Annotated in this window: 17 protein-coding genes and 1 pseudogene; 6 read left to right on the top strand and 12 right to left on the bottom strand. The window is 61.6% G+C overall.

Annotation, left to right across the window (positions count from 1 at the left end; translation table 11 throughout):
• The first annotated feature begins 245 nt into the window (after nucleotides 1-245).
• Nucleotides 246-1,667, top strand: coding sequence for a sugar porter family MFS transporter (locus CW354_RS01175; RefSeq protein ID WP_104828214.1), 1,422 nt, complete (start codon nucleotides 246-248; stop codon nucleotides 1,665-1,667).
• 67 nt (nucleotides 1,668-1,734) lie between these two features.
• Here CW354_RS01175 and CW354_RS01170 read toward each other — a convergent pair whose 3' ends face one another.
• Together CW354_RS01170 and CW354_RS01165 are read right to left on the bottom strand one after the other, a co-directional pair.
• On the bottom strand, nucleotides 1,735-2,799 hold the full coding sequence (locus tag CW354_RS01170) for a LacI family DNA-binding transcriptional regulator (RefSeq protein WP_104828213.1): 1,065 nt from the start codon (nucleotides 2,797-2,799) through the stop codon (nucleotides 1,735-1,737).
• 124 nt (nucleotides 2,800-2,923) lie between these two features.
• Nucleotides 2,924-4,057 carry an endo-1,4-beta-xylanase gene (locus CW354_RS01165; protein ID WP_104828472.1) on the bottom strand — a complete coding sequence of 378 codons (1,134 nt, stop codon included), beginning with the start codon at nucleotides 4,055-4,057 and terminating at the stop codon, nucleotides 2,924-2,926.
• Between the two features lie 119 nt (nucleotides 4,058-4,176).
• Between CW354_RS01165 and CW354_RS01160 the strand changes: the two genes are divergently transcribed.
• Nucleotides 4,177-5,868 carry a glycoside hydrolase family 43 protein gene (locus CW354_RS01160; protein WP_104828212.1) on the top strand — a complete coding sequence of 564 codons (1,692 nt, stop codon included), beginning with the start codon at nucleotides 4,177-4,179 and terminating at the stop codon, nucleotides 5,866-5,868.
• 48 nt (nucleotides 5,869-5,916) lie between these two features.
• On the opposite strand, the gene CW354_RS01155 is transcribed toward CW354_RS01160, so the two are convergent.
• From CW354_RS01155 to CW354_RS01145, 3 genes are all read right to left on the bottom strand, one after another.
• Entirely contained in the window at nucleotides 5,917-6,585 is a 669-nt protein-coding gene (locus CW354_RS01155; RefSeq protein WP_104828211.1) for a DUF6445 family protein, read from the bottom strand.
• 9 nt (nucleotides 6,586-6,594) lie between these two features.
• Nucleotides 6,595-7,167, bottom strand: coding sequence for a hypothetical protein (locus CW354_RS01150; protein WP_104828210.1), 573 nt, complete (start codon nucleotides 7,165-7,167; stop codon nucleotides 6,595-6,597).
• Between the two features lie 222 nt (nucleotides 7,168-7,389).
• Nucleotides 7,390-8,175, bottom strand: a complete 786-nt coding sequence (locus CW354_RS01145) for a glycosyl hydrolase 115 family protein (RefSeq protein WP_279303111.1) — start codon at nucleotides 8,173-8,175, stop codon at nucleotides 7,390-7,392.
• Nucleotides 8,176-8,448: 273 nt separating this feature from the next.
• Between CW354_RS01145 and CW354_RS01140 the strand changes: the two genes are divergently transcribed.
• Entirely contained in the window at nucleotides 8,449-9,372 is a 924-nt protein-coding gene (locus CW354_RS01140) for an aldose 1-epimerase (RefSeq protein ID WP_165793463.1), read from the top strand.
• Nucleotides 9,373-9,393: 21 nt separating this feature from the next.
• Entirely contained in the window at nucleotides 9,394-11,940 is a 2,547-nt protein-coding gene (locus CW354_RS01135) for a glycoside hydrolase family 3 protein (protein WP_207764604.1), read from the top strand.
• On the opposite strand, the gene CW354_RS01130 is transcribed toward CW354_RS01135, so the two are convergent.
• The 5 genes and pseudogenes from CW354_RS01130 to CW354_RS01110 all read right to left on the bottom strand — a co-directional run bounded on the left by CW354_RS01130 (nucleotide 11,937) and on the right by CW354_RS01110 (nucleotide 18,502).
• Nucleotides 11,937-13,877: a sialate O-acetylesterase gene (locus CW354_RS01130; RefSeq protein ID WP_104828206.1), complete on the bottom strand. Its 1,941-nt coding sequence runs from the start codon at nucleotides 13,875-13,877 to the stop codon at nucleotides 11,937-11,939. The genes CW354_RS01135 and CW354_RS01130 overlap by 4 nt on opposite strands.
• The gene (locus CW354_RS01125) at nucleotides 13,874-15,379 is read right to left on the bottom strand and encodes a mannitol dehydrogenase family protein (protein ID WP_207764603.1); all 1,506 of its coding nucleotides are present in this window, start codon (nucleotides 15,377-15,379) and stop codon (nucleotides 13,874-13,876) included. The genes CW354_RS01130 and CW354_RS01125 overlap by 4 nt, the downstream gene beginning before the upstream one ends.
• A complete protein-coding gene (gene uxaC, locus CW354_RS01120) occupies nucleotides 15,376-16,791 on the bottom strand; it encodes a glucuronate isomerase (protein ID WP_104828205.1) in 1,416 nt (471 codons plus the stop codon). Before uxaC ends, CW354_RS01125 begins: the two co-directional genes overlap by 4 nt.
• A gap of 311 nt (nucleotides 16,792-17,102) precedes the next feature.
• A pseudogene (locus CW354_RS23995) lies at nucleotides 17,103-17,321 on the bottom strand (PQQ-dependent dehydrogenase, methanol/ethanol family); the annotation flags it as partial.
• A gap of 236 nt (nucleotides 17,322-17,557) precedes the next feature.
• Nucleotides 17,558-18,502, bottom strand: a complete 945-nt coding sequence (locus tag CW354_RS01110; protein WP_104828204.1) for a TauD/TfdA dioxygenase family protein — start codon at nucleotides 18,500-18,502, stop codon at nucleotides 17,558-17,560.
• Between the two features lie 333 nt (nucleotides 18,503-18,835).
• Between CW354_RS01110 and CW354_RS01100 the strand changes: the two genes are divergently transcribed.
• Both CW354_RS01100 and CW354_RS01095 read left to right on the top strand, forming a co-directional pair.
• Entirely contained in the window at nucleotides 18,836-19,396 is a 561-nt protein-coding gene (locus tag CW354_RS01100; RefSeq protein ID WP_104828202.1) for a MarR family winged helix-turn-helix transcriptional regulator, read from the top strand.
• A 475-nt stretch (nucleotides 19,397-19,871) separates the two neighbouring features.
• A complete protein-coding gene (locus CW354_RS01095; RefSeq protein ID WP_207764602.1) occupies nucleotides 19,872-21,359 on the top strand; it encodes an FAD-dependent oxidoreductase in 1,488 nt (495 codons plus the stop codon).
• 3 nt (nucleotides 21,360-21,362) lie between these two features.
• Here CW354_RS01095 and CW354_RS01090 read toward each other — a convergent pair whose 3' ends face one another.
• Both CW354_RS01090 and CW354_RS01085 read right to left on the bottom strand, forming a co-directional pair.
• Entirely contained in the window at nucleotides 21,363-23,027 is a 1,665-nt protein-coding gene (locus tag CW354_RS01090) for a dihydroxy-acid dehydratase (protein WP_104828201.1), read from the bottom strand.
• 12 nt (nucleotides 23,028-23,039) lie between these two features.
• The gene (locus CW354_RS01085; protein ID WP_104828200.1) at nucleotides 23,040-24,467 is read right to left on the bottom strand and encodes an MFS transporter; all 1,428 of its coding nucleotides are present in this window, start codon (nucleotides 24,465-24,467) and stop codon (nucleotides 23,040-23,042) included.
• Nucleotides 24,468-24,528: the final 61 nt, after the last annotated feature.

Below are 24,528 nucleotides of genomic sequence, written 5' to 3'. Positions count from 1 at the left end.
TCACGCTGCCTGAAAATGAGGGCGAACCAGAATAGAAGGTGAGGGCGGACGGGATATCCCCAAATGGCGAGGGGGCGGATTTAAGGGAGATTGCGGGCCAGCCCTGCAAACGCTGGGCGGTGATGGTTAATCTGTTCAAGTTGCGTATGGACGAAGCTTACTGTTAGCCCTAACATGCGCGCGGGCCGCCACAAGAACGGCGATAAAAAAGATAATAGAAACAATACCTAACCTGGGAGGCACCATTGTCAGCAACTCTCACCGCGCCGGCGAAGCCGGATGGCGATTTCGCCTTTGTTCTGCTCATCAGCTGCGTCGCCACCATCGGCGGTTTCCTGTTCGGCTTTGACAGCGGGGTCATTAACGGCACCGTCGACGGGCTCCGGGTCGCGTTCAATTCCGACAGCGTCGGCACGGGGTTCAATGTCGCCTCCATGCTGCTCGGCTGCGCGGCGGGGGCGGCGCTTGCGGGCACGTTGTCGGACTGGTTCGGGCGGCGCACCATGATGATCGTGGCGGCGGCCTTTTTCATCGTCAGCGCCTGGGGCTCGGGCGTCGCCCATTCTTCTTTTGAATTCGTGATCTATCGCGTGATCGGCGGTCTCGCGGTGGGCGGCGCCAGCGTCATGGCGCCGGCTTATATTTCAGAAGTCGCGCCGGCGCATCTGCGCGGGCGGCTGTCGTCGATCCAGCAGGTGGCGATCATCACCGGTCTTTTCATCGCCTTTTTGAGCAATTTCCTGATTGCGGGCGCTGCGGGGTCGGCCAATGCGGACTGGCTCATGGGCTTCAAGGCCTGGCGCTGGATGTTCTGGATCGAGCTTATTCCGGCGACGATTTTCCTTCTCGCCTTGTTGTTCATTCCGGAAAGCCCGCGTTTTCTCGTCGTGCGCGGCAAACAAAACCAGGCGCAAGGCGTTCTCGAACGCATAGGGGGCGCGGCGCGCGCCAAGAAGAAGGTCGATGAAATCGCAGAATCGCTGGCGCGCGATCATAAACCGCAATTAAGCGACGTTCTCCAAAAAGGAACGGTCCTGCGCCCCATTGTGTGGATCGGCATCGGTCTTGCGACTTTCCAGCAGCTGGTCGGCATCAATGTCGTTTTCTATTACGGCGCTGTTTTGTGGCAGGCGGTGGGCTTTTCTGAAGGCGATGCGCTGCTCATCAATGTCATCAGCGGCGCCGTTTCGATTCTCGCGGTGATTGTAGCGCTGATCCTGATCGATAAGATCGGGCGCAAGCCGCTGCTCGCGATCGGGTCGGTCGGCATGGCGGTGACGCTGGGGGTTCTGGTCCATGCGTTTTCGCAGGCGAGCGTCGTTAACGGCGCTGTTTCCCTGCCGCAGGGCGTCGGGCGCACGGCGTTGATTTCCGCAAACGCTTATGTGTTTTTCTTCAACATGTCCTGGGGGCCGGTCATGTGGGTGGCGCTTGGCGAAATGTTCCCGAATCAGATCCGCGGTTCAGGGCTTGCGGTCGCCGGTTTCTTCCAGTGGCTTTCGAACTTCGCCATCACCATGACTTTCCCGATCATGCTCACGACAGCGTGGATCGGTCTTACGGGCGCTTACGGATTCTACACGATTTGCGCGATCATCTCGATCGCTTTCGTGATCCTGGCCGTGCGCGAAACCAAAGGTCTCGAGCTTGAAGAAATGCGTCACTGACGTCTGCAAAAAAGCGAAGTGAAACGCATTTGCGTTCGCTTCGCGGTCTCTTCTCGTTCTGGCTGAATTACTTCTTGGTTTTGGGCGGCGGTGCGACGGATTCCCGTTCGACGAGGGAAACGTCGAGAATTTGCAGCCGCTCGGCGAGCTCGATGTCGCCAAAACCGATGCTTTCGGCGAGGAGCGAGACGGATTTGCGCGCCATGTCGGCGATGGGCTGGCGAACGGTCGTCAGGGACGGCCAGACCGATTGCGCAATCGCCGTGTCGTCGAAACCGACTATCGACAGATCCTCGGGCAGGGTGAACCCGCGCTTATGCGCGGCGGCGATGACGCCGGCGGCCATTTCGTCGTTGCTGGCGAAGATGGCGGTGGGCGGTTCGGGCAGAGAGAGCAGCCGCTCAGCAGCTTCGACTCCCGACTGAAAAGTAAAGTTGCCGGATTCAAGATAAGCCTTGCCGAAAGTCAGCTTGTGCTTTGTCATCGCCGCTTTAAAGCCGGCGAGACGCATGGCGGTCGAGGTGTGATTGCGCGCGCCGAGAATGAAGGCGATGCGGCGGTGGCCCTTTTTTATGAGATAATTCGTCATCATCTTCGCCGCCTCGGTGTCGTTGATGACGACGCTGAGGTCGACGCAGGAAAGATCGCCATGGGCGATGCGCACGAAAGGCAGGCCGATATTGTGGAGGGCGTCGATGAGGTCGCGGTTTTCGCTCAAGGGCGGATTGACGATGATGCCGTCGACGCCGATCCGTCTGACCCGTTCCGCATAACGGTCCCGGGCCGATTTCATATCGTCCGCGTCGATCGCTTCGACCACGAGATGGTGGCCGAGCTCGCGGCATTCATCGAGCGCGCCGATGAGAAATTCGTTGAGATAACCGTAGCTGGGATTGTGATAGAGGAAGCCGATCAGGATGGATTTGCCGCCGGCGAGGCCGCGGGCCATGATGTTCGGGCGGTAATTCAGCGCGGTCATCGCCGCTTCGACTTTTTCGCGCGTGGCGGATTTGACGATTTCTTTCTGGTTGAGGACGCGCGAGACTGTCATCTGAGAAACGCCGGCCTTTTCGGCGACCTCCTTGATGGTCACAACCTGGCGTTTTTTGCCGCGGCGCCCGTTCGTCTTCATCTTCCTGCCCTGCCTGAACTCTTCGCCTCTCCTCTATAAGGCGCAGCCGGACGGATTGCCAACGGGTCAATGTGACAAGCGCCCGGAGCAAGGCCGCAATACAGGCGAGGCGGGCTTTAAAGGGTTACCGGGCGGGAGCGGCCTTCAGCGCGCCGGCGATGGCGGTGCGCATGGGTTTTGGCCGGTAGTGCGAATCAAACGGGGTCGGACGTTTCTCGACATCGTCTTCACGGGGCAGGAAACCCTGCAGCCAGCTGTAGGAATCGACGAGCCCCCAGACGAGGAGGTCTTTGGTCGCCTCATAGCTCAGCATCATGTCGAGATAGTCTTTCGTATAGCCGGCGATCAGCGCATCGCGCATTGCTGCGTCGGGCCCAAGTTCGGTGTCGTTGACGTCGAACTCGGTGAGATAAATCTCGAGTCCCATGCCGATCGCCTCCTCGACAAAACCGCGCCAGGCGCGCTGTTTGTCGGGCGTGAATTCATTCGGCATGTCGTAATTGGAATGGCTTTGAATGCCGAGCGCGTCGATGGGAGCGCCGTTTTTCAGAAGCCGTTCCAAGAGGCGCAAAACGCCCGCGCGATGTTTCTCATTGCCGCTTTCCCAGCTCATATAGTCGTTATAAGCGAGCGTCGCGTCCGGGGCGGCTTGCCTGGCCTTGTGGAAGCAAAAGTCGATGAGCTCCGGCCCCATCGCTTTGGAAAAGACGGTTTCGCGCAAGGCGCCGGTTTCGGGATCGACCGTCTCGTTGACCACGTCCCAGGAATAAATGAACGGGTCATAACGCCCGGCGACGCGCGCGATGTAAGCATCGAGCCAGCTTTCGGCTTCTTTTGCGGAAGCGAATTCGACGGCGTTCAGCCAGTCGGAGGTCCATTGTCTGCGATTCCAGAGCAAGGTGTGGCCGCGCATGCCCAGTCCGTTCGTTTGGGCGAACTCGACCAGCGCATCTCCGGGCGCAAAGTTCCAGTCATCGGGCTGCGCCAGGATCGTATATTGCTTGTGTTCGTTTTCGGCGACGATGACGCCGCATTCGCGCAAGACGAGTTCTACATATTTTGGATCAGCCAATTGATGCGCGGCCATAGCCGAGCCGAAGCGCAGGCCCTTCGCCGCCGCGAGATTTTTCAATGGCGTTGCGCCTGCTGAAGCGGCGCCCGGATGTCCGGTGTTGGAGGCGCAGGCGCCGGCGAAGAAGGGCAGCGCGGCCGTTCCGGCGGCGGCTTTCAGCGTTTGGCGGCGTGTGATGGCGCTCATAGTCGTCGCGCCCTCCCGCGCGGGCGCTGATTCGCGCCTTTTCAACGTACTTTGTTATCGCTATCATAATAGCCCTCGCCTTCCTGCACAAGCTTTACAAAAAGGGGGAGCAAAGAGTGATGCAAAAAACGTTGAAAGCGATGTCCGCTCTTGCGGCGGTCATGCTCGCCGCCTGCCAGCCGTCTGTTCGCACAGAAGAGACTGAAGCCGCCGCCGCACGCTTTGAAGCGTTTTATTATGAAGGGGCCGATTATTCCGATGCGCTTGCGCCGGATGAATATCGCAACCCGATCCTTTCGGGCTTTTATCCCGATCCCAGCATCGCCAAAGCCGGCGATGAGTATTATCTCGTCAACTCCACTTTCTCATGGTTTCCCGGCATTCCGGTTTTCAAGAGTCGCGATCTCGTAAACTGGACGCAAATCGGCAATGTCATCGATCGCGCCGGCATGCTCGATTTCACGGATCTCGGCGTGTCGCGCGGCGTCTTCGCGCCGACGATCGAATATCATGACGGCGTCTTTTACGTCGCCAACACCTGCGTTGATTGCGGCGGCAATTTCATCGTGACGGCGGAAGACCCGGCGGGTCCCTGGTCCGATCCGGTCTGGCTGCCCGATATCGGCGGCATCGATCCGTCTCTGTTTTTCGATGATGACGGCGCCGTTTATCTGATGAACAACGACGCGCCGCCGGGCGAAGCGAAATATGACGGTCATCGCGCCATCTGGATTCGCAAGATCGATCCTGAAACGTTCCAGTCGCTGGAAGCGCCGACCGTTTTAATCGACGGCGGCGTCAGGCCGGAGGAAAAGCCGATCTGGATCGAAGGCCCGCACATCTACAAGATCGGCGAGACCTATTATCTGAGCGCGGCGGAAGGCGGCACGGCGATCAATCACTCCCAGGTCGTGTTGCGTTCGGATCATGTGCTCGGTCCTTACGAGCCTTATGAGGGCAATCCCATTCTCACCCAGCGCGATCTTCCGCCGGACCGGGAAAATGCAGTGACTTCTGTGGGGCACGCCGACCTTGTCGACACGGGCGAAGGCGGATGGCGGGCGGTGTTTCTCGGCGTGCGGCCTTATGAAGGCGATTATTACAATACGGGCCGGGAGACGTTTCTTTTGCCGGTCGAATGGGTCGGCGGCTGGCCGGTCATCCTGCCGCGCGGCGCGCCTGTGCCGTTAAAGGCGAAGCGACCCGCCCTGCCGCCCGGCGAGACGCCGCCGGTCCCGACGCATGGCGATTTTTCGCTGACGGAAAACTTCGATGAAGACGATCTTGCGCCTTACTGGCTGTCTTTGCGCGGTCCCGCCGATGAATGGCTGTCGATCAAAGACGGCGCCGCCATCTTGACGGCGCAAAAAGACGGGCTCGGCGATTTCGGCTATCCGGCGTTTCTCGCCCGCCGCCAGCAGCATCTGAACGCGCTTGCGGAAACGAGCGTGGTGTTCAATCCGCAACACCCGGGCGAAGAAGCCGGGCTCGCCGTTTTTCAAAATGACGCGTATTTCTATGCGCTCGGCGTGACATTGGATGAAGACGGAAGCCGCACCGTAAGGCTTCGCCGGCGCGCCGGCGCCGAAACGCCTTCCGAAGGCGAGGTTGTTGCGTCCGCTTCCCTTGGCGCTCCTGCGGAGACGCCGGTGCGGTTGCGCATCCGCGCGCGCGGCGATGCTTACGATTTCGACTATGCACAAGAGGGCGGCGCGTGGATGAGCCTGAAACAAGGCGCCGACGGCAAAATCCTTTCGACACATGTCGCCGGCGGTTTTGTCGGCGCGGTGTTCGGCATATACGCTGAATAGGCGCGCGTATCTGTAAATGAGCGAGAGCCGAGGCGCCGGCGGCCGGCGTCAGCCCGCGCCCTTGATCAAGGTGTTGACGGTGAGCCGGCCGGCGCGCGGATCCTCGGGCAGGGCGCAGTCTTCGGGGATGTCTGCGGCGCGCAGCGCAACGCCCCTGAAAATCAGGATGCGGTTAAAGACGGCCGGAAAGCGCGCTATTTGCTCGAAAAGCGGCGCAGGCCCGCTGGCCTGTTTCGTCTCCGGCGTCCCGTGTTCGGCGATCTCGGCCTCAAGAACCTTTTGGTATCGTCTCAAGCGCGCGTCATTGACTGTTTCGAAACCGGTGGCGCGATGGCGGTAAAAGCCGACGGCGCCGTAAGTTTCGCCGCAAAGAAAATGCAGGATAGTCAGAACGGTTGGGTCCGTGGCGGTATAGTGAGGAAGCCTTTGCATGGCGCCGCATTTCTCGGGCGGCGTCGTCACAAGAGAAAAATCACAAGCCGTTGCGGCGAGGGAAGCGGGCCTCAGGCCGAACACGTCCCCGATCAACTGTTCAAACGCGGCGATCATTGATTGGGCGTAATCGACCGGCGCCGGCGCGCGCATGCCGGGATCATTCGGCGCCTTTTTTTTGAACTCCCTGTTGGCGGCGGTGTCGATCAGCGCATCGGCGCCGGCTGTCGCGTTGTCGAGAATGACGACAGGCTCTTCCTCCCGCCCGATTTTTTCAATTTTCATGCTCACGATCTAATGAACATTGGAAGCGCGAAGACTTTGCGGGGGCCCCAGATAGCTTTCGGGCGCTGCCCCGGAATGAATGGTGATCTTTTCAAAAACCAGCGCCGGATCGATAAGCCGGAGTTTCAGCGTATGGGCGCCAGGTTTTGGGATCGCATGACGGCTCGAGCGGCGTTGTGCGTACTTAGCGACGGATGCGCTCCACGCGTCTTCAGAAAGATTTTCGTTTACATAGACGGTCGCCGGCGTCTCGTCATCAATGGAAAGCGCGTATTTGAGCCCGCCTTCATCTTTGAAATCGAGCGTGGGGGCGAGCGTGACCTCAACCGTCACGTCACCTTCGGTGAAAGCGTAAAAATCATATTCGAGATGGGGGATTTCGGGACCGAGCGCAATGGCGCCGCCCGCTCGCGAGAAGGCGCTCATGCTGGAAGATATGAGGCCGAGATTTGGAATCCGTTTCCACCCCACGCCGGCGCTATTATGGGCGCGCGTATAATTCTCAGCGAGAAAGGAAACATATCCGTCAGCTTCGATAAAGGCGTCATTTTCGGCAAAAGGCCGCCTGTTGCGCGTGAGCACCAGCGCTTCAACGGTTTCAGGGGCGCCTTGTCCCAGTCGACGGCGAGGTTAATCCCCTGCTTTCGCGTTACAATTCCTCTTTTCGGGTGCGCGCTGAGCCAGGGCGGCGTCTCGACCGGGAATTCAAAATCCGCATCGGCGCGGTTGAAAATCATCGCCGATGGAAGCGCCAGCGCACTGTTCCGGTCAATGATGATTGTCCGATTAATGACAATCGACGTCTCAGGCGCGGCGCCGTCTGGCGTCAAAACCTGACGCCGGCGGGCCAGGGCGACGCCGAACCGGGGGCCGTTGGGCCCGCTCGCCCGCGCCGCCGGGGCATCGCGTTCCGATCGGGCTGTTGCCAATAGGCATAGCCGATATGGGTCTGGTCCATCTGGCGGCGCCACTTCCCGTCGGCGATGTTTTCATGAAAGATGCGCGCCAGCTCGGCGTCGCGCGCGAAAAGCGCTTCGGTCTTGTCCGCCCAGTCATTGGCGCGCAAGCGACCCTATTCAGTACAAAGACGATTTTTGCGGCGGCGAGATAGAGAGCGTTTAGATTGGCGCCCGCCTGGATCGGGCGCCAGACGAGCTGCATGTAAGCATCGTCATATCGATCCGGCAGTTTTTGATGCAGCGCGTCCGCCTTTTGCGCCAGCGCATTATAGTCGGCGGCGATGCGTTCGGCTTCATTATAATTGACGAGGCTGTAAGTCTTCGTGTCGAGAAGCTCCGATTTCCGGCGCGCATTGTATTTTGTGTAAGTCGAAAGGAGGTTCGCAATCTCGCTGGCGTGCTTTTCGCCAAATTGCTCAGCCGCCCATTGGCGCGGATAATCGGGAAGACGCTCCAGCGGCCAGTCGCCGGGATTCCAGGCGTAGTCGAGGAAGAAATCCATTGGGAACTCCATGGGTTTCAAGTCGCCGACATTTGAAAAGCGCCGGGAGAGGCGCCGGGCGCGACGGCCGCGGGGGCGGATCGCCCTAGCGCGAGGGCCGGTAGAACGAGCGCCGCCGCGGCCAAGCATGGCGGCGCCGGCGATCCATTCGGTACATTTTCCCGGCGGGAAGGAACAGGCCGCGCGTTTGCCTGGCAGTCTTGGACGGGTAAATAGAAATGTCATAATAATCAATATCTTAAGCGCTTCTTTCTATGGGGCGCCGGCAAAGGCGTTGCGCCGCGTCCGCATCATGTTACCGTAAACATAAATCAGAGGGGACTTCATGGCGCGACACTTCAAATCCTCCGGCGGCGGCTTTCATGCCCCCCGTTCGCGCGCCCGCTATGGAGCCGTCTCCGTTTGAGTTCCGCGACCGGCATCCTCGAAGTTTTTGAGCTTGCGGCCGACGGCTGGTCCCTGGGGCTCGCGCCGTCGTCGGGCGCCATCGTCTGGTGCGCCTATGAGCAAAGCGAAATTTTGCGCCGTACGAAATTGCAGAGCAATTGGCGGCAGGACCCTTTCAGCTTCAGCTGTTTTCCGCTTGCGCCTTATTCCAACCGCATAAGAGACGGACGTTTTGAATTTGACGGAAAAACCGTCCGTATCGAACCGAATGCGCCGGGCCACGCTCACCCCTTGCACGGAACGGCATGGAGAGGAGAGTGGTCGCTCTCGTCGCAATCGGAAAACGCCGCAATGCTGGACTATGTCCACCATGCCGGAAAGGCGTGGCCGTGGTCGTTCTCGCTGGCGCAGAAAATAGTCATTGAAAATGATGCGCTTTCCATCCGGCTGATGTTGCGCAACACGTCCGGCGAGGCGATGCCGGCCGGTCTCGGCTTTCATCCTTATTTTTCAAATCCGCAAGCGGCGCGTCTGCGCTTTGCTGCTGAAGGCCTCTGGCTGCCCGATGAGGCGGGCCTGCCGGAAACATGGCGCGCCCTTGGCGGAGAATTCGATTTTTCCGGCGGCCGTTCGCTGAAAGATGTTTCCATCGATCATTGTTTCACCGGCTGGCGCGGCAAGGCGCAGATTGGATGGCGCGACCGGCCTTTCGGCGTGGAAATCACCGCCGATCCGGCGATGGGCTTCGTGGTTGTCTATGTCTCGGAGGAAGAGGACTGCTTCTGCTTCGAACCGGTGAGCCAGATGAATGATGCGCTGAACTGGGCGAACCGGCGTGAAGACACGGGGCTTCGCGTGCTGGAACCCGGCGAAGAATGGCCGGTGGAAATGAGAATGCGCGTCTTCAAGACGGCGGAAAAGATAAAATGGGAGGAATAGCTCATGATCGGAAGGGGTGAAATGCGTCGCGCATGCTTTTGCGCGGCTGCTGTGGCGCTGTTTTTGATATCCGCATGCGCCGACAGGCGGGATGAAGCGGCGGACGGGAAAACCTCCGGCGCCCAAGCGGGCGAAAGCCAATATAACGTCACGCTCTGGCCCGAAATCGAAACCCCGGATTTGACGAACGCGGAGACCGAGGCGCGCATCGACGCGCTGCTCGCCTCCATGACGCTTGAACAGAAAGTCGGGCAGATCATCCAGGCGGACAGTTCTTCGGTCACGCCGGAGGAGGTCAGACAATACCGGCTCGGATCGGTGTTGAGCGGCGGCAATTCGGCGCCGGGAGGCAAAGCCTATGCAACAGCGGATGAATGGCTCGCCATGGCGGACGCGTTTTACGACGCTTCTGTCGATCCGGAAGGCGTGGAAACGGCGATCCCGATCCTCCTCGGCATCGATGCGGTGCACGGCCATAACAATGTTATCGGCGGCACGGTTTTTCCGCACAATATCGGGCTCGGCGCGGCGCGCGACCCGGACCTCGTCCGGCGCATCGCGGAGGCGACGGCGAAAGAACTGCGCGTGACGGGGCATGACTGGACCTTCGCGCCCACTGTCGCCGTGCCGCAGGATGATCGCTGGGGACGGACTTATGAAGGTTTCAGCGAAGATCCCGATATCGTCGCCTCTTATGCGGGCGTGATCGTCGAAGGCCTTCAGGGCGAGCTTGACAGTGAAGCGTTCATGGGTCCGGACAAGGTCGTCTCCACGGCGAAGCATTATCTCGGCGATGGCGGCACCGAGGGCGGGCGCGATCAGGGCGACGCCCAGGCGAGCGAGGCCGATCTGGCGCGCATTCACGGCGCCGGCTATCCCCCCGCGATCCGCGCCGGCGCGCTTTCCGTCATGGCGTCTTTTTCAAGCTGGAAGGGCGAGGCGCTGCACGCTCATCGCTACCTGCTGACCGATGTTTTGAAAGACCGCATGGGCTTTGACGGTTTTGTCGTCGGCGACTGGAACGGCCATGCGAAAGTCGAAGGCTGCACGAATGAAGACTGCCCGGCCGCGGTGAATGCGGGCCTCGATATGTTCATGGCGCCGGACAGCTGGAAAGGCCTTTACGAGAACACGTTGAACGAGGCGCGCGCCGGCGAAATCTCCGAGGCGCGCCTCGACGACGCCGTGCGGCGCATCCTGCGGGCGAAACTGCGCTTCGGCGTTTTTGAGCAAGGCCGGCCGTCGGGCCGTCCGCTTTCCGGCGATGAAACCGTGCTCGGCGCGCCCGAGCACAAGGCGCTGGCGCGCGAGGCGGTGCGCAAGTCGCTTGTCCTCCTGAAAAACAATGAGGGCGTTCTGCCCTTGCGCCGCGACCTCAAGGTGCTGGTGGCGGGCGACGGCGCCGACGATATTTCAAAACAAAGCGGCGGCTGGACGCTGACCTGGCAGGGCGGCGGGCTCGACAAGGCGCTCTTTCCCAATGGCGAGTCGGTTTTCGACGGCCTCAAGGCGGCAGTCGAAAGCGGCGGCGGTCAAATCGCGCTGAGCGAAAACGGCGCCTATGATGAAAAACCCGATGTCGCCATTGTCGTTTTCGGCGAGGATTCTTACGCGGAGTTTCAGGGCGATCTCGATAATGTCGCTTTTAACGACCCGTCCGGCGAAGCGCTCGCCATAATGCGCAAGTTGAAAGCGGACGGCGTGCCGGTTATTTCCGTTTTTCTCTCGGGCCGGCCTTTATGGGTGAATCCGGAACTGAATGCGTCGGATGCGTTTGTTGCGGCCTGGCTGCCGGGAACGGCAGGCGGCGGCGTCGCCGATGTTTTGTTCCGCGATAGCGACGGCGCGGTGAATTATGATTTCACTGGCAGGCTGTCTTATTCCTGGCCGAAAAATGCGGCGCAAACGCCGCTTAACAAGGGCGATGAGGGCTACGATCCGCTTTTTGCGCTGGGCTACGGCCTCACTTATGAGGATGACGGGAGCTTGCCCGCGCTTTCCGAAGACTCAGGGCTCGACGAAAGCGATAAGGGAACGCCGGGCGTTTATTTTGCGGGCGGCGAATTTGCGCCGTCGATCAAACTGATGACCGGCGCTGATGTTTCTTCTCTGTCCGAAGACGGCGGCGCGGTTTCGGTGCGCAGGGTCGATCATCAGGCGCAGGAAGACGCCATTGAACTGAGCTTTCCCGAAAGCGGCGGCGCCGCGGCGCTGGCGAGCGGCGAGGCGATCGATCTTTCGCGCGAGACGGTCGGCCAGCTTGAGCTCTCCTTCGCTTTCAGAGCTGAGATGTTCGGCGAAGGGGCGATGGATATCGGCGTCTTATGCGGCGAAGGCTGCGCCGGCATGATCGATCTTGGCGATGTCCTGCGCGAAGGCGAGGGCGCCGGCTGGCGGCGCATGCGGGTGACGCTCGCCTGTTTCGCCGATGCGGGCGCGGATATGTCCCGCTTGTCGGCGCCCTTTGCAATTGAAACGCATGGCGCCGCGCGCATCGCGATTGCAGACGTGCATCTTGTGCAGGACGCCAACGGCGTCAAGGATTGCGGCCTTGTGGAGGCGAACTAGTCGATTGCGAGTTCGAACGGCGTGATGGGCGTGTCCCGTTCATCGTGCCAGTTGCAGACCGGCGCATCGCCCCAGCAATAGCGCACATGGGTCGGCGCAAGGTCTGTGGGCGCGGCCAAGCGCACGCGATCGCCGTCGATGGTCGCGGGGACGAAATGACAGGCGTCTTCGCCGCATAGCTCAAATGCAATCGGCCGGTCGGCGCTGACGGTTTTTTCCTCGCCCGTCAGTCCTTCAAATTCAACGACGACTGTGCTGTCCTCTTCATAGGCGCGCAGCGGGGCGGGTGCGCCGGCTTGCTTTTCGCCATAGACAAGACCGCGGGCGAGCGTCGCCGCGCGCCTGGCCACAAGCTGTTTGTCGGGCGGGTGCAATTCGCCCGCAATGCCGGCGTCGAGCGCGACAATGAGCCCCGTCAACGGATCGCTTGCGGCGACGCGGCGTTGCGCATCGCGGATCCGCGCCCAGCCGGACTCCATGGGCTGAGCCGGCAGCGCGCCGAAAACGGGAAGCTGCACGATCATGAAAGGAAGCTCTTCGCCAAAACGTCCGCGCCAGTCCGCGATCATCGCGCGCAGCAAGCCTTCATAGGCTTCGGCGTCGTTCGCATTGGACTCGCCCTGATACCACATCGCGGCTTTCAGCTTTAAACGCCCGAGCGGCGCGATCATGGCGTTGTAAAGGCCGGTGAGCCCGTTGATCGACTGCCATGGCGCCATGGGCGGCGCGCCCATTTCCGCCGGAACTTTTTGATAACGCCAGCCGCCGCTCAGCGGCACGGACGACCCGTCGGGAAAGGAAAGCGCCATCGCGTCATCGGGGCCGTACATGCCGCCCGCATCCCAGGAGCTGTAGACATTGACGAGGAGTTCGTTTTGTCCGGCCTTGAGCGCGCTCGCCGGAATGTCGTAACGGCGCGCATTGCCCCAGCCGAACATGCCGCCGATAAAATCGCCGTTGATCCAGGTCATGTCGACTTCATCTATGCCGCCCAGCGCCAGCGCCGCATCCTGCGCGGCTTGCGCTTCGCTTAAAGTGAAGGTCGTCCGGTACCAGACCATGCCGTCATGGCCGGAAAGCGCCGGGTCGTCCCAGCTCTTCCAGTCTGTTTTGTCCGCCGGCGCCTGTTTCCAGGTTTCCGGCTGCGCGCCGTCCGCCCAGGGAAGACGCGGCGCGTTCGCCCGTGTCTTCCACCAGTCGATCCAATGCGCCGCATAGCGCTCGCCTGCTTTTTTCGGGTCGCTGCGATAGGTCGCGAGCAAGTCCAGAGATGTCTGGAACTCAGGAAGGGCGCCGAGCGCATCGGCGCTTGTCCAGGCCTCGATGCGCGAGCCGCCCCAGGAGGAATCGATAAGGCCGATAGGCGCGTTTGCATCGGCGAGCATGTCCCTGGCGAAGAAAAAGCAGAGCGCCGAGAAATCCTTGACGCTTTCGGGTGACGCGGTCGCCCATTGAGGCGCCGGCGAAAAGGCCTGCTGCGGGCCGGCGGCGCTTGCATGGTCGATGTGCAAAAGCCGGATATTCTCATTCGCTGCGGCCGGAATTTCGCGATGCGGATTGAGCGCGCGCGTGACGGGGAATTCCATATTCGACTGGCCGGCGCACAGGAAGACATCGCCGATGAGAATGTCTGAAACAGTCTCTTTCGTTCCATCCGGCGCGGTCGCGGCGAGCGCGTAAGGTCCGCCGGCTTTCAGGGAAGGAAAGTCCGCGCGCCAGGCGCCGTCTTCATCCGCTTTCGCGGTTTTTGTGCGCCGGCCCAGTTTCACGGAGATGCGCGCGCCCGGTTCCGCTTCTCCCCAGACGGCGACAGGCGCGTTTCGCTGGAGCACCATGTGATCGGAAAAAACGGGATTGAGAAGCGGTTCGGCGGCGGCGCCGGCGCAGAGCGGGAAGAGCGCCGTAAAGCCTGCAAACAGTCTCGTGAAATGCGTCATCCGGCGTTCTCCCTGTTGACTTTTTTTACCGCGGCTTCCGCGCCTTCACCGCGCAGGAGCGCGATGGCGTTTTCAAGCGTCTGCGTGAAGCGCGCCGACTGGATAAGGTCCGTTCCGAAAATTTCACGGATGCTCAAAAATGCGCGCGCCTGTTCTGCTGGATCGCCGCCCGCTTCGGCGCCGATGCGTTTCAGCCGCGTCGCCATGGGGTCGCGCACATCGATGGGCGTCCCCCTTTCATCGACGCCAGTGACATATTGCGTCCAGGCGGCGACGGCGAGTGAAAGCCGGTTAAGCGGCCCGCTGTTTTCAAGTTGCGCGCGAATGGTTTTCACCCAGCGCTGCGGCAGCTTCTGCGAGCCGTCCATGGCGATCTGCCATGTCCGGTGTTTGAGGGCCGGATTGCGAAAGCGCTGAGCGAGATCCTCAATATAAGGGCCGAGCGGCATATTGGCGGGCGCCGGGACGGTCGGCGCGATCTCGTCTTCCTGCAACGCGCGGACGAAGGCGGCGACGTCCGGCCGCGCCATGGCGTCGGAAACAGTCTCGCAACCCATGAGATAGCCGAGATAAGCGATGGCCGAATGCGCGCCGTTCAACAGGCGCAGCTTCGCCGTTTCATAAGGCGCGACATCGGCGGCAAGGAGCGCGCCGCCGGCTTCCCATTGCGGCCGCTCCGCAACGAAATCATCCTCGATCACCCATTGGGTGAAGGGTTCGGTGACGACCGCGGCCGCGTCGAAGAGGCCGGTTCTGGTCATAACCTCGCGGCGGTCTTCATCGGTCGTCGCCGGCGTGATCCGGTCCACCATGGAGGAAGGGAAACGCACAAACTCGTCCAGCGCCGCCGTCGCGCCGGGATCGGCTTCCATGATGAAATCCCGGACGGCGTTTTTGAAAAGCGCGCCATTGCCGGGAAGGTTGTCACAGCTCAAAACCGTGAGTGGCGCGCGTGCGGCAACGCGTTTGTGGATCGCCGCTGCGAGCAGTCCGATGGCTGTTTTCGGCGCAGCGGGATTTTCGAGATCGTGCTTCACGTCCGGATGATCGAAATCTAGGCCGGAGGAAGCAGGATTGAGGCAATAGCCTTTCTCCGTGATCGTCGCCGTGACGATTTTGATGGCGGGATCGGCGATGGCGCCGATAAGCGCCGCCGGGTTTTCCGGGGCGACATGCATGTCTTTGAGAATCGTCATGAGCGAGGTTTGCGCGCTGTCGCCGTCTTTTTCTGTGACGGTGAAGAGATTGTCCTGCGGCTCAAGCGCGTCGCGCGCGTCAGGGCTGCGCAAGCTCGCGCCGCAGACGGCCCAGTCCCCGCCGGCTTCTTCGATTGCAGTTTGCGTGTAAGGCGCAAGATGCGCTTTGAAAAAAGCCCCGGCGCCGAGATGAACCTGGCCGATGGCGGCGGCGGCGCGATCAAAGGCCGGGCGCGTCACGTCGCCGGACAGCGCCGCCGGCGTCGCCTCTGAGAGGCGCGGCGCGTTTTCGCAAGGCGCCGTCAAAGCTTATAGGCCTTCTTGGCGAGATTATAGGCGAGATCGACCGCGATCTCCGCTGCTTCGTCTTCGGGCAGGCGATGATCGGCGACGAGCCGGGAGAGACAGACGCAGTCCATGCGGCGCGCGACGTCATGGCGCGCCGGGATCGAGAGAAAGGCGCGCGTGTCGTCATTGAAACCGACCGTGTTGTAAAAGCCTGCGGTCTCCATCGCCTGTTCGCGGAAACGCCGCATGCCTTCGGGGCTGTCATGGAACCACCAGGGCGGGCCGAGCCGCAGCGCCGGATAAACCCCGGCGAGCGGCGCCAGTTCGCGCGAATAGGCCGTTTCATCCAGCGTGAAGAGAATGAGGGTGAAATCCGGTTCGCAGCCGACTTCGTCGAGCAGCGGTTTCAGCGCATGGACATAATCGGTGCGCATGGGGATGTCGGCGCCCTTGTCGCGCCCGAAGCGCGCGTACAGCGCCGCGCTGTGATTGCGGAAAGAGCCCGGATGGATCTGCATGACGAGCCCGTCATCAAGCGACATGCGCGCCATTTCCGTCAGCATATGCGCGCGAAAGCGCTCCGCGTCATCGGCCTCAACGTCGCCGCCAAGGACTTTCTTATAGAGCGCGGAGGCTTCGGCCTGGCTTAGATTTTCGGTGCGCGCGGTGGGATGGCCGTGATCGGTGGAGGTCGCGCCCATGGACTTGAAAAACGCCCGGCGCTTGCGGTGGGCGGCGAGATAGCCGAGCCAGCTCTGCGTGTCTTCGCCGGTGATCTCGCCAAGCCGGGCGATATTCTCCGCAAAGCCCTCGAAGTCCGGATCGATCACCGGGTCGGGGCGGTAGGCGGTGATGACGCGGCCCTGCCAGCCGCTCTCGCGGATCGCCTTGTGATGCTCGAGCTCGTCGAGCGGGCCTTCGGTGGTCGCCAGCAATTCGATGTTGAACCGATCGAAGAGCGCGCGCGGGCGGAAGGCGTCTTCGCAAAGACATGCGCTGATGCGCTCGAAAATCCGGTCGGCGCTGTCGGCGTTCAGCTGTTCCGTAACGTCGAACACGGCGGCGAGAACCCAGTCCATCCACATGCGCGCCGGCGCGCCGCGGAAAAGATAATAATGCTCCGCGAAGGTCCGCCAGATTTTCCGCGGGTCGGTTTCAACCGGCGTTCCGTCGCGCGCCGGAACCCCGAGCGCTTCGAGCGGCACGCCCTGAGAATAAAGCATCCGGAAGAGGTAATGATCGGGCGCGATCAGGAGCGAGGCCGGGTCGGAAAAGGCGTCGTTTTGTGAAAACCAGGCCGGGTCCGTGTGGCCGTGCGGGCTGACGATCGGCAAATCCTCCACATGGCTGAAGAGCCGGCGCGCAATAGTGCGTTCCGTTTCATCGGTCGGAAAAAGCCGGTCCGGATGGAGGGACAGTGTCGTGACGATGGTTTCACCCTAATTTTTTCTAAGCCGTCCCATATGGAAGAGGAGGCGTGTGGTCCGAACCGCAGATTTATGTTAAGGCTAACATAATTGTTTTTGCTGTAAAAGCGGGACCCTTTTCGTTTCGCGCCGAAGAGTTCGCTTCCATCAGGACGGCCGCGCGCCGGCGAAGAGACCGAGGTGAAGAAACCGAGGAAGAGATTGCGCTGATGCAGTTCATCCGGCGCGCGCGGCGGCGGGAAGCCCGCGAAAAGCTCGAAATCCGTGATGCGCTCGAAAGGCGCGGCGACAGGACGATGCCCGGCCGCAAGCGAGAGGGCGCCGGTCGCCGCGTCGAGCGCCATCGCCTTCGACCAGGCGGTGGTGATGTACATAACGCCGCCGACGACAATCGGCGTTGCCTCCTGTCCGCGGCTGGTGTCGAGATCGACCGCCTAGGCGAGGCCGAGCTCGGAAATATTTTCCGCGTTGATCTCATCGAGCGGGCTGAAGCGCTGCTCTTTATAGGTGCGCCCATGGCTGAGCCAGTTATCGGCGTTCGATGCGGTTTCCTCTTTACGCTTCGATCTTGCCGTTTAGTTTCCGCCGGAAGAGGGCGCGGGCCAAGCGCCGTCATCGGCGATTTGCGAAGCGAATTCACGCGTTTGAAAGAACAGAAAGAGGCGCCCCGCGGTGAAGGGGCGCCTTTTCCGGTCGTGGTCAAAGGCTTGGAACTTGACGGCGGCGCCTTGTCGCGGAGAGCGCCGACGCCGAAGCGGGAGGCAGCGGCTCAGGCTTCGGCCTCGGGCGCTGTCAGGCGCGAAAGCGATTTGGGCATGCCGGTGAACAGCTCCGTGAAAGGATCGTCGTCATCCTTTGAGTTCGGTTCGGTGCCCTCGCGCACGGTGGTGCGGCGCATGTCGCGCGCTTCGTTCTCGGCGTCGAACTCGCCGCCGCGATGCATGGTGCAAAGATTGTCCCAGATGACGAGATCGCCGGGTTCGTATTTCACCTTGAAGACATATTGGGGCTGGACGCAGTGCTTGATCAGTTCACGAATGAGGCGTCGGCCTTCTTCCGGCTCCATGCCGACAATGTCCTTGGTGTGGGCTGCAATAAAGAGCGCCTTGCGACCGGAGCCGGCATGGGTGTGGACGATCGGATGCACGGCCTTGGGGCCGTTTTCGATGGTTTCGTCGCTGATGTCCGCGCCGGCGAGCTTGCGCGACCACCACAGCGAATTCTCGCCTTTGAGGTTCTCGATCTTGTCTTTCATCTCCTGCGGCAGGTCTTCGTAGGCGCTGCGCGTGTCCGCGAACCAGGTTTCGCCGGCTTCTTTCGGCGTTTGGTGCGCCAGGAGCAGCGAATAAGAAGTGCGTTTTTCCATGAAGGAGCTGTCGGTGTGCCACAGGCGGTCGCCCTTGCGATACATGACCGCCGACGGGTCGCGATTGATCTCGCCTTCCATGTCGAGATTGCTGGCGTCGAATAATTCGCGATGCGCGAGGCGGCCCTTGCCGTCGCGCCTTAAGGGAGCCAGCTCGAGACGGCCGAAATTGCGGCTGAAACGGATATGGCTTTCGTCGTCGAGCCCGGTGTTGCGAAAGACGCAAACGCCCCATTTGTTCATGGCGTCGATAATGGCGCGCCGGTCTTCCTCGCTCAGCGGTTTGGAGATGTCGACGCCGGAAATTTCGGCGCCGAAACGCGGCAAAATGGGTTTTACGGTCAGCATTGCGTGTTTCCTCGCGGCGCGGTTTCAGGGGTATGGGCCAAAGACCGAAAATACCCTACCATGATAGGTAAAAAAATCAATGATGAGGCCGGGCTTGGCCTTTTTAAAAACCGCAATAAGCATTTTCAAACAAATGCTTCGCTCTGTTCCGCCGGCGCCGGAGCGGCGCTCTTTGGGGAGTTCGCCGGCGCGGTTTCAGGCCGGGCGCACTATCCGCCGGCGCCGGGCTCGAATAAGGGAATGATCCGGCGGTCAGCCGATAAAGCGCGGCCCCGCGCGCCGGCCCTTTGACCGAAGGCCGCGGGGGGGGGGGGCGCCAGGAGAGGGTCAAGAATGGCGAAATCGAAAACGAAACGGCCGCGCGCAGATGAAAAGCGGGCGCAAGAGGACGCGCCGCGCGACAGGGATCAGTTCGATCAGTGGTCGTCTCATTATGAAGATTTCTACGCCAGAGGCGCCCGCCTTGACCGGGAGTTCCGGCTGTCCCGCATGCTGGTGCTCGCCGCGCGCAGTTGGATGAGCAGGATCGACAATATCTTGCGCGAGGAAACCGGGGAGACGCGCGCGCGCTGGCAGGCGCTGTTTGCGCTTGGCTTCGCCGAACAGCCCGCTACCATGAGCGCGCTTTCCAAAAGGCTCAGGGTGCAATGGCCCACTTTGGTGCGGGTCATGGACGGTATGGAGAAAGACGGCCTCATCCGGCGCGAAGACAATCCGTCGGACGGGCGCTCCAAGCTGGTCTATGTGACGGCGAAGGGCCGGAGGGTGATGGCGAAGATCCAGCCGATCCTCGATCGTGAAAGGGCGCAGGTTCTGTCGCGGCTTTCCGACAAGGAGCTCGAGTCTTGCGCGGACATGCTGGAGCGTATTTTCGAGGACGTCATCAACTCCTAAAAGCCTGCAATCCCGGGCTCTTTTGCAAATGAAGAGAAAAAGCCCCGCAGTCCCAGCAGTCCCAGCAGCCCCAGCAGCCCCAGCAGCCATTGTCGCGGGGTTTGCGTGAGGAAGGTTCGGCGGCCTCGATCGCGCTTGGGGCAACCGCCTCATTTCGACGGCCGCCCCGAATATGCGTCTTCGAACTCTCGACTATTGCTTTGACGCAGGCGCGCCAGGATGACGGCTTTCGCCGCGCAGACTCCGACCCGCTGCTTTTCGCCGCTGTCAGAGTGCGTAAAACATCGTATATATGTAGCAGAGTACGCATTTTTGAAAAAGTTTCAAGAGGCGGGCGTTCGCTCAATGTTTGATGTCGTTTGTCGGGTGCGATAGAAATTACCCGACAGTTTCGGCTCTTTTACGCGAGGGCCGGCTTGTGAAGAGCGGCGAGCTTCATGCGTTCGCGCGCGCATTTGAAAGATTGAGGCGCTGGATGAGCAACGACTCGAAAAAACCCGTGGTGCGAGAAGTAAAGCAGACGGAAGACCGCTTTCTCGCCTCGGACGTCTTTGAAGAAAAGAGCCACACCTTCCCGCCGCCCAACGGCAAGGGCGCCATTCGCGAGGAAGCGAGCGACATCGCGATTTATCACAAATGCGACGTCGCCGTGATCGGCGGCGGTCCCGCCGGATGCGCCGCCGCTTACGCCGCTGCGAAGGCCGGCGCGGATGTGACCTTGCTCGAGCGCTATAATTGCCTCGGCGGATTGTCGACGGGCGGCCTCGTCATGTGGATCGACCGCATGACGGACTGGGACGGCCGCCATGTCATTCAGGGCTTTGCGCGTGAGTTCATCGACCGCATGCCGCCGGAAGGCGTCGCGGGTCCGCCGAAAGCGGACTGGGGCTCGAAAGACGAAGCGAAGGCGCAATATTGGGGCCAGCGCACCTCGGCCTTTCACGGCGTCGTTTGCTGGGCGCCGACGCTCGACCCGGAAGTGATGAAGCTCAATGCGCAGGAGATGCTGATCGGCGCAGGCGTCAGGCTTGTCTTTCACGCCTGGGCGGCGCGGCCCGTTGTCGAAGACGGCAAAGCGACCGGCGTCGTTTTCGAAAGCAAGATGGGGCGCACGGCGTTGATGGCGAAAGTCGTCGTCGACACCACGGGCGACGGCGATGTGTTCGCGCGCGCCGGCGCCGGCTTCGATGACGACATTGAGGAAGGCGACGTTCACCACTCCATGAACACGGGCTTCGTCATCGGCGGCGTCGATATGGATCGCTGGCTCGCTTTCCGGCGCGACGAGCCCGACCAGTTTTCGGACTTCATGGCGCGCGGACGCGAGAGCATGGGCTTCTTTCAGGCGCCGTATGTTTCCTGGCGCAACGACATCGCGCTCTTTCTCGGCCCTCGCCAGTCGGGGCTCTCGGCGCTCGATGTTGACGACATGACCGAAGTGGAAATTCGCTCGCACCGTTTCATGAAAACCCATTGCGAGTTTTTCCGTAAAAACGCGCCGGGTTTCGAAAACGCTTACATGCTGCAAAGCGCCTCACAGCTTGGCGTGCGCCATACGCGCCGCCTTGTGGGCGTCGGGCGCATCGAGCGCAAGAACTGGGGCTCGGGAAAGCCGGTCGCGGACGAGGTTGGCGTCAGCCCCTCGGTGTCGCCGAAATTCCCGATCGTCTCGGTGCCATACGGTTCGCTGGCGCCGCGCAATCTCGACGGGCTTCTCGCGGCGGGGCGCCATGTCTCCTGCGACGCCAATTCCCACGGTTTCATGCGCGAGATCCCGCAATGCTGGCTGACCGGCCATGCGGCGGGCGTCGGCGCAGCGGTCGCCGCCAATCGCGGTATTGCGCCGCGCGAGGTCGATGTCGCGGAAGTGCGCAAAATCCTGCGCGCGCAGGGCGCCTTCCTGCATGACGATGCGGAAGTCGAGGCCGCTGCGAAAACCGCCGAAGCCGCGCCCGCCGAATAGCGCTTACTTGTCGCCGGTCGGTATCAGCACGCCGCCCGTGGACATGGGCTGCACGTCCTGGCGGAACACCCCGAGATAGCCCGGCGCCGGCATCCGGTAACCGGCGGGGATTTCGCGCTTGGCGAGTTCTTCGGCCGGAATGTCGATGTCGAGCTTGCGGTTCGCGACGCTGATGACGATGCGGTCGCCGTCCTGAACTTTGCCGATGGCGCCGCCGGAGGCGCCTTCGGGCGCGACTTCCGCGATGGTGAGGCCTTTCAGACATAACCCCGAAAGCTGGCCGTCGGTGACGAAGGCGGTGTCTTTCGCAAGCCCCGCCGCGTCGATGGCGAAGAGGATGAGCGAGGCGCCGCCGCCCATGGCGGGCCCGGCTTTCAATCCCTGTCCGCGGCAGACAATGACGTCGCCTTTCTTGATGGTTCCGTCCTGCAGCGCTTTGAGACAGCTTTCGGTGTCTTCGAAAACGCGGGCCGGACCGTCGAATTCTTCCGGGCGCGAGCCGTCGCGCACGCCGAGCCGGACGACCGCCGTTTCCGCGAGCGAGCCTTTAAGAATGGCGATGGACGGGCCTTCGGCGATGGGGTTGTCGAGGGGCCGGATGATGTCGGCGTCCGGAACCTCATAGCCTTCGAGGTTTTCCTTCAGCGTCTTGCCGGTGCAGGTGAGCGCATTCGTCGACAGCATCGGCTCCAGTTGCTTCAGCACCCCCATGGCGCCGCCGGAATCCTCGAACTGTTCGATACGCACGGGACCGTTGGGCCTGACGGCGGAAATCACCGGGATTTTCGACATTTCCTCCCAGAGCGCGAACACGTCGACGCCGTTGCCGGCTTCGACCGCCGTCGCCTGCAGGTGTTTGATGGCGTTGATCGAGCCCGATATGGCGAGCACGGTCGCCGTGGCGTTGCGGAATGCGTCTTCAGTGAGAATGTCGCGGGGCTTCAAATCCTCTTTCACCATCTCGACGATGCGCGCGCCGCTGCGCCGCGCCGCGTCCTGCATCTTCGGACTGTCAGCGCGCACCGGCGCGCTGCCGGGCAGGGACATGCCGAGCGCTTCGACGGTGCAGTGCATGGTGTTCGCCGTCGCCATGCCGGCGCACACGCCCGGTCCGCGAATGGCGTTCTCCGCCATTTCATCAAGGGGATGGCGCAGCTTGCCGCCGTCGAAAAGCTGGCCGATCTGGCCGGAGAAAACGTCTTCGACATCCACCGGATCGCCGTCAATGTCGCCGGCTTCCTGATAGCCGCCGATGACGAGCAGCGTCGGGATGTTGAGCCGCGCCGCGGCCATGAGGTGCCCCGGCGGGGTCTTGTCGCAGGAGGTGAGGCAGATCATGCCGTCGAGAAGCGCGGCTTCCACCTGCACTTCGATGTCGTTGGCGATGATGTCGCGGCCTGCGAGTATGTAGGAGCCGTTGCGCGCGGCGCCGGTAATGAAGTCCGACGGCGCGGCGGTGCGCACTTCGAACGGGACGCCGCCGGCCTTGCGGATTTCCTCTTTGACGATTCCGGCGATCTTATCGAGATGCGCGTAACAGATGGCGAGCTCCGAGGAGCTGTTCACGATCGCGATCTTCGGCTTTTCCATGTCTTCCCTGGAAAGCCCCAGCGCTTTCCAGTTGGCGCGGCGGCCGGCGGAGTTGGCTGCGAGGCTGCGTAGTTTCATAAGGGTCCTCCGTCAGGATTGCTGGGCGAGGCCGATGGCCGGCGGTTTTTGCTGTTGTTCTTTTTTGTTTCGTTTGACGATCGCGGCGATGCCGGTGGCGCACAGGGCGAGCACCGCCGGACAGACAGCGAGAAGAGAAAAAGTATGAATGAGCGGCATGCCTGAGCTCAAGATCGCCGCGCCGATGATCGGACCGATGACGCTGCCGGTTTTCGCCACCGTCGTCGCCCAGCCCGAGCCGTTGGCGCGGATGGTGGTGGGGTAATAAACGCCGATAATGCTCAGGATGCCGAAATGCGCGCCGGCGATCAAAGTGCTGGCGAGGATGATCATCCACAGAAGCGCGATCTGCGGCATCGGCGCAAAGCCGATGGCGAGCAGCACCGGGATCGTGATGACCGGATAGAAAGCGACCGCTTTCGGCCCGATGCGGTCGGTGAAGCGCATGAGCGACAGGCCTGCGCCGGCGCCGAGAATGCTGCTTAAAGAGGAGGCGAGGGCCGCCGTGTTGCGGTCGAAGGACAAGTCTTCAAGCAGGATCGGACCCCAGGAGGACTGAAAGATGATGGCGAGTGAGCTGATGAAATAGCCGAGCCATAAAAGCGGCGTCAGCCAGCGCAGCCAGCCTTCGAACAGGCTCGCGACGGTGAAGTTTTTCGGCGCTTCGGTTTCGTCGCCCACAATGTACCGGTCATTGGGGCCTGCGGAAATTTCAGGCGCGATGCGTTTGAGGGCGCCGGCGATCTGGCTGCGCGGGCGGTTCTTGCTGACGAGAAACCGCAAGGACTCCGGCAATTCGAAATGCAGCAGCGCGGCGCAAATCAGCGTCGCGGTTCCGCCGAAGAAGAAGACGGCCTCCCAGCCGAAATGCGGCGCCAGCCAGACCGTGACGGGCCCCGACACCGTGCTGCCGATGGAGTAGCCGATCATGACGAGCGTCACGACGGTGGAGCGGAACCGGTCCGGCACATATTCGATATTCAAGGCCCAGGCGAGCGGCAACATGCCGCCGATGGCGACGCCGTCGATGAAACGCATCAACATCAGCGTTTCATAGGAGCGCGCAAAGCCCGTTAGAAATGTCAGCGCGCCGAACACATAGGCGCAAAGCACCACTGTCGGCCTGCGGCCGATGCGGTCTCCGAGATTGGAAATCAGAAACGCGCCGATCATGGCGCCGAACATGCCGGCGCTGAAGATGTTGCCCATCTGCATGGTGCTGATGGCGAGTTCGTCGCGCATATAAGGCGCGGTGAAGCCGATCAGCATCATGTCGAACCCGTCGAAAACCGTGATCAGGCAGGAAACCGTGACCAGCCGGACATGAAACATGCCGATTTTCCGGTCATTGATAATTTGGGCGACGTCGATCAGGCGCGGCTCCCGCCGGGCGTTCGGGGTTTCTTCCGAGCCGGCCGTCTCCTCGCTTGTTCGATCCATGGGGACGATTCCTCCGCGCTGTCGTCTTGAGGTACGGATTTTTGACGCCCGCCAGACGACC

Source organism: Hyphococcus luteus, assembly GCF_002943565.1.
Taxonomy (GTDB): domain Bacteria; phylum Pseudomonadota; class Alphaproteobacteria; order Caulobacterales; family Parvularculaceae; genus Hyphococcus; species Hyphococcus luteus.
Note: the sequence above shows the minus strand (reverse complement) of the source record. Positions and strands in the feature narration are given on the sequence as shown.

What these genes read in the sequence shown, in the direction of transcription:
- CW354_RS01160 (WP_104828212.1), top strand. Translation starts at nt 4,177, where the DNA reads ATGCAAAAAACGTTGAAAGCGATGTCCGCTCTTGCGGCGGTCATGCTC.
- CW354_RS01110 (WP_104828204.1), bottom strand. Translation starts at nt 18,502, where the DNA reads ATGCTGACCGTAAAACCCATTTTGCCGCGTTTCGGCGCCGAAATTTCC.
- CW354_RS01090 (WP_104828201.1), bottom strand. Translation starts at nt 23,027, where the DNA reads ATGAAACTACGCAGCCTCGCAGCCAACTCCGCCGGCCGCCGCGCCAAC.
- CW354_RS01155 (WP_104828211.1), bottom strand. Translation starts at nt 6,585, where the DNA reads ATGAAAATTGAAAAAATCGGGCGGGAGGAAGAGCCTGTCGTCATTCTC.
- CW354_RS01165 (WP_104828472.1), bottom strand. Translation starts at nt 4,057, where the DNA reads ATGAGCGCCATCACACGCCGCCAAACGCTGAAAGCCGCCGCCGGAACG.
- CW354_RS01130 (WP_104828206.1), bottom strand. Translation starts at nt 13,877, where the DNA reads ATGACGCATTTCACGAGACTGTTTGCAGGCTTTACGGCGCTCTTCCCG.
- CW354_RS01145 (WP_279303111.1), bottom strand. Translation starts at nt 8,175, where the DNA reads ATGCTTGGCCGCGGCGGCGCTCGTTCTACCGGCCCTCGCGCTAGGGCG.
- CW354_RS01170 (WP_104828213.1), bottom strand. Translation starts at nt 2,799, where the DNA reads ATGAAGACGAACGGGCGCCGCGGCAAAAAACGCCAGGTTGTGACCATC.
- CW354_RS01085 (WP_104828200.1), bottom strand. Translation starts at nt 24,467, where the DNA reads ATGGATCGAACAAGCGAGGAGACGGCCGGCTCGGAAGAAACCCCGAAC.
- CW354_RS01095 (WP_207764602.1), top strand. Translation starts at nt 19,872, where the DNA reads ATGAGCAACGACTCGAAAAAACCCGTGGTGCGAGAAGTAAAGCAGACG.
- CW354_RS01100 (WP_104828202.1), top strand. Translation starts at nt 18,836, where the DNA reads ATGGCGAAATCGAAAACGAAACGGCCGCGCGCAGATGAAAAGCGGGCG.
- CW354_RS01135 (WP_207764604.1), top strand. Translation starts at nt 9,394, where the DNA reads ATGCGTCGCGCATGCTTTTGCGCGGCTGCTGTGGCGCTGTTTTTGATA.